Raw genomic sequence first — 4,640 nt, 5'->3', positions numbered from 1 at the left:
AGGGCCAGGTCACCACGAACTGGAAGCAGGCCCTCGCCCAGCTCGCCGTGGCCTACCCCGAACGCATGAACCCCTACCTGACCTACTGAAAACCGCCCACCGTTTACACGACGTATTTGACAGGCTCGCATCGGCGAACCCAACGACGCCTCCAAGCGACTCATTCAGCGCTGGGAGACCGGCGAGACCCGGCAGTGCCGCAACGCCTACGCGAAGGCCCTGGAAGCGATGACCGGCCTTCCGATCGAGATGCTCGGCTTCTCAGTGCGTGTGACTCCGGACGGACACGGCGGCCACGACGCGGACCGTGTGCCCGACGACGACCACGTCGCTCGCGAGGAAGAACCTCGGCCCACGGCCGACGCCCCAGTGGTTCCGGGCGCCTACAGCGGGGTCTGGCTTTCGCGCTACCAGTACTTCTCGTCCGGCAGGGACGGCACGTTCCAGGCGCTGCACCACGTCGTGCTGCTCCAGCACGACTCCCGGCTCACCGTACGGTCACTGCCCGGCGCCAGCTCGACCCCGGGCTCGAACCTCTCCATGGAACTCACCATCGAGGGGAACGTGGCCACCGGCACCTGGCGCGAGGAAACTTCCCGCGAGGACCACTACCGGGGAGCGATCTACCACGGCGCGATCCAGATGCTGATCGAGCCCACCGGACGCCGGATCACCGGGAAGTGGGTGGGGTTCGGCCGCAACATGGATGTGAACAGCGGCCCCTGGGAACTCGTCTTCCAGGACGCCAGCACCTCACAGGCGACCATCCGCACCTACACCCGGCCGCCCGAGGAGTAGACCCTCCGAGCGGCTGCCCGATCGGGCCGAGGAGTTCCCCGTCGTCGCGATCCATCTGCACGACGTCGCCGGCCACCGCAACGATGCGGCCGCTTCCAGCAGGCGAAGTACCGGATCGCCTGCGACGCGCTTTGTCCATGAACCACTGCCGAGTCGAACAGTGGGCAAGATGGCCCGTCAGGTGGCTATTCGGGGATGGCGAACCGGAACTCCCCGCCGCTGTCACAGTGTGCGTACTCCACGGGGATCGTCAGGATGTCGCGCCCGTGTTCATCGGTCACCAGCGTGTACCCGGCTGGCTCCTCGCCCTGCCGACGGTTCGCGCCAGGACGCGAACAGTCCTCGTTGAGGAAGGTCTCGTCGGTGACTTCGGTGTACAGGAACGGACCACCAACGTACACATGCCAGTACGTTTCACTCAGCGCGTATTTCTTCCACACCAAGACCTGCCGGTCCATCGGACGGTCCGGAGCGTCCACGATCTCGTGGGAGCCCTCCATCGCGACCGACACGAGGAAGCCCGCGAACCCGGTCACCACGACCGCAGCCATGGCGCAGGCGATCACGAACAGAGCCGCCAGCGTCGCGGTCACGAGCTCATACCCCGAGACAAGCCATCGCCACGCCGCCCCGAGCAGCCCGACCACTCCGATGAACCCGACGCCCAGAAGGACGATCACGAACGTCAGGTCGGTGACACCGGCGACCACCAGCATCTGCCCGGAGCCCCCGCTCCAGACGAAGAGCGCCACAGCCGCCGCATAGCCACCCAGGGCGAGCAGCAGCGACCGGATCGGACCGAACCAACCGCGACGCCTCTTCCTGTCGACCCTCGTGTCGTCGAAATCCGCTCTCGCCACTGTCACGCGCCACATTCGACCATCCACATCGCACGCGACCGACGGTCATCGCCAGCCCCCACCGAGTCTCTACATCGCCCTAACCAATCGAACCCGGCAGGTGTCCGCCGGAGGTCGCATGCCCTTCCCACTAGCGATCTGATCTGGCGAGGATGGCAGACTCCGGCCATGGCAATCTTCCGGCGGCGCACGCGACGTCCCTCTACGAACGCGGCCATGGCCCAATCTCCAGACCCGGCCTTCCCGCTTGGATCCCTCCGGCTCTACCAGCCCGACGACGAGCTGAGCGTTCGACTGCCGGACGGTGTCGGCGAGGTTGCCGCCTATGCCCAGACCTTGGCCCGGACGTGCAACGAGTTCCTCAACCAGCTCGATCAGGACCTCGGGTCACTGGGGATCTTCATCGTCGTCGGCGTCAAACCGTCGCGCCAGGTCCGGCTCTGGTGCGAGCAGGTCGGTGGCACGCTGCCGGAAGGTGCCTGGCCGGTGCTCACCGAGCTGCTCGACGGTGCGGGTGCGGCGGGGCGTCCGCAGGTGACGGCGCCGGTCGCGTTCGCGTTGGAGGGCTTGGTCGGCGATGGCCCGTCGACCGGATTCCCGGAGTATCCGCGTGCATGGGTCGACGCAGTGGCGGAAGCCGACGAGCAGGTAAGCGTGCCCGACGGGCTCTTCAGCCTCGTCTTCACTGACTGATCTGCGCAGCCTCGTTCGCGAGCACGAACTCCTTTGGGGCTCACGACGCGCTCGCCCGCCGGAACGCGGGTCGCCACGCCGGTCCAGCAGGACGAACATCGCGGATCGTTGACGCCGCATCGAGGGATGCGCACGATGGACAGGAAGACGAGAGGGACGCCCTGCCAAAACGACCGGCGGACAGAACCCTCGGGATGATTCGGACGGATCTGGTTCTGTTGAATCAACAGCACCGGAGGAACTGGGCAAAGGTGCGACGCTCCGGGTAGCGAGCCGCGAACTCCGGCTGAACCGTGAGTTCTTCCTGTCTTGGGCAGAGCGTCGCGCCCCGAGGGGGACACCATGGGGGACGTCCGGGGGGACATGCATCCCTAACCTCATGGCATGTCCCTCTCACGCCCTGCACAGCCCAGTTCGAGCGGAGGAACAACCCGGACACTGCCGGTGGTGCCAATCTGGCACCACCGTGCGAGCAGGCATGATGCTCTGAGGCCGCTCCGGCTACCAACCGGAGTCGTCCGCATCGTCAACCGCCACGGCGCACGCCCCGCCAGAGGCTCACGCTCCACCTTCCCGGTCACCCCCGTCCCGGCCTCCTCCTCGCCGATCTCGATCATCGCCTGCAGCACCGCCGACGTGTCCGGCGCCAGCCGCAGCCGCTCGATGTAGTGCCGCTCGGTCACCCCGGTCCCGACCTTGTGCCCCAGCAGAGCCGACGCCTCGGCAGAGCTCATCCTGCGCGCCACGAACGTCGCGACCGTCGAACGCAGCAGGTGCGGGTGCACCTCGCCGGCCATGTCGGCCAGCTCCAGGGCAGCACGCAGCATGCGCCGCATGTTGTGTGTCGTCACCGGGCGCCCCGCGTTCCGGCCGTCCCGGAACCGCCGCGACGCGAACACCGCCGTCTGCGCCGTCGTGACCTCCGGCCGGATCGCCTCCAGCGAGGCGACGACGAACGGCGGCACGATGATCGTGCGCTCCCCAGCATCGGTCTTCGGCATCTCCTGCCGCACCGTGCCCTGCCCCTTGATGTCCACCATCGTGGCCTCGACGGCGACGGTCGGCAGCCCGTCCGGCGACAGGTTCACCGCGCCCCACCGCAGGGCCATCACCTCGCCGATCCGCATGCCGGTCCCGAGCATCAGGTCGACCGCCGCGGGCAGGTGCCCGCGCGGCTTCGGCCCAGGCTTGCCCCGGCGGTCCTCCTCCCACGCCCGCACGGCGGCCCGCAGCCGGTACACGTCCGTGACGGTCAACGCCTTCGGGTCGGGCTTCCTCGGCGCCGGGGCCTTCGTCTTGCGCATCGGGTTGTCCCGCAACGCGTCGTGGAGCACCGCACGGTCCAGGACCTGGTTCACCGCGCTACGCACCTGCGACGCGGTCGTCACCAGCTCGAACTTCCCGTCCCTGCCGCGCTCGACGATCGAGTCCAACAGCCCTTGGCACACCGCCGGGGTCAGCTCGTTCAGCCGCCGCTTGCCGAGCTTCGGCACCGCGTGGTTGCCCAGCAGCCGCTCGTACTCGTCGATCGTCTGCGGCCGGATCGGCGGACGGGGCCACGTCGCCCGCACCCGCATCTCGTTCACCCACTCACGGCACGCCAGCCCGAACTTCGAGGACGGCGTCAGCGACTCCGACCCCTTCGGCGCGTTGAGTCGCTCGGTGATGCCCTCCTGCACCCGCAGGCGCGCGGCATCCCGGTTCGACGCGCTCCGCGACACCGACGCGTAGTCACCGTCCAGCAGTCGCAGGCGCGCCCGCCCGCGCCAGGAGCCCGTGCTCGTCTCCTTCAGGAGATCTCGCCGTGCTCGCCCGGCTTCAGCGTCTGCTTGCCCATGGCGGATCACCACCCTGACCCGTCGGCGTCGCCGCGACCGGCGTCGTCCATCCGGTCGGCGTGCTCGGCCAGCCACGCGCGCACGTCGGACTCGGCGAACAGCAGGTGCCGCCCCACCCGGTACGCGCGCGGACCCCGCCCGCTCTTGCGCCAGGTGTGCACCGTGGCCGGCGTCGTGCGCAGGAACGCGCACAACTCGTCCAGCGTCCACAGCGGCGCGCTGCGGTCCATCGGCCCCTCGGGTGAGTGCGTCGTGCTCATGCCCTCCAGGTGTGCCCGGCACACCTGGTCGCGAGGGCCACCGTGGGCAACCGTCGCCAACGGTGGGTTAGCGGCCAGAATGTGTGTCTGCTGAGGGGGTCTTGATACTGGTGGGGGGCGGTTTTCGGGGCTCTGTTATGCCCTGGTGGGCATGGCAGAGCAGGGTGGTGGACATCGTCGCCGGTGTCAGG

At 68.6% G+C, this 4,640-nt stretch carries 5 protein-coding genes; 2 read left to right on the top strand and 3 right to left on the bottom strand.

Annotated elements, in window-relative coordinates; translation table 11 throughout:
• The first annotated feature begins 228 nt into the window (after positions 1 to 228).
• Entirely contained in the window at positions 229 to 798 is a 570-nt protein-coding gene (locus HGK34_RS21970; RefSeq protein WP_201851514.1) for a hypothetical protein, read from the top strand.
• A 185-nt stretch (positions 799 to 983) separates the two neighbouring features.
• Here the strand turns inward: HGK34_RS21970 and HGK34_RS21965 are convergent, their stop codons facing one another.
• Positions 984 to 1,673: a hypothetical protein gene (locus HGK34_RS21965; protein WP_201851512.1), complete on the bottom strand. Its 690-nt coding sequence runs from the start codon at positions 1,671 to 1,673 to the stop codon at positions 984 to 986.
• A gap of 153 nt (positions 1,674 to 1,826) precedes the next feature.
• On the opposite strand from HGK34_RS21965, the gene HGK34_RS21960 reads away from it, so the two are divergent.
• Positions 1,827 to 2,351, top strand: a complete 525-nt coding sequence (locus HGK34_RS21960; protein WP_201851510.1) for a hypothetical protein — start codon at positions 1,827 to 1,829, stop codon at positions 2,349 to 2,351.
• A gap of 377 nt (positions 2,352 to 2,728) precedes the next feature.
• Here HGK34_RS21960 and HGK34_RS21955 read toward each other — a convergent pair whose 3' ends face one another.
• Both HGK34_RS21955 and HGK34_RS21950 read right to left on the bottom strand, forming a co-directional pair.
• Complete coding sequence (locus tag HGK34_RS21955) at positions 2,729 to 4,201, bottom strand: tyrosine-type recombinase/integrase (protein ID WP_201851508.1); 1,473 nt, start codon at positions 4,199 to 4,201, stop codon at positions 2,729 to 2,731.
• Entirely contained in the window at positions 4,195 to 4,449 is a 255-nt protein-coding gene (locus HGK34_RS21950) for a helix-turn-helix domain-containing protein (protein ID WP_244667055.1), read from the bottom strand. The genes HGK34_RS21955 and HGK34_RS21950 overlap by 7 nt, the downstream gene beginning before the upstream one ends.
• Between the last annotated feature and the right edge of the window lie 191 nt (positions 4,450 to 4,640).

It is taken from the genome of Myceligenerans indicum, from assembly GCF_016742955.1.
Lineage (GTDB): Bacteria > Actinomycetota > Actinomycetes > Actinomycetales > Cellulomonadaceae > Myceligenerans > Myceligenerans indicum.
Note: the sequence above shows the minus strand (reverse complement) of the source record. Positions and strands in the feature narration are given on the sequence as shown.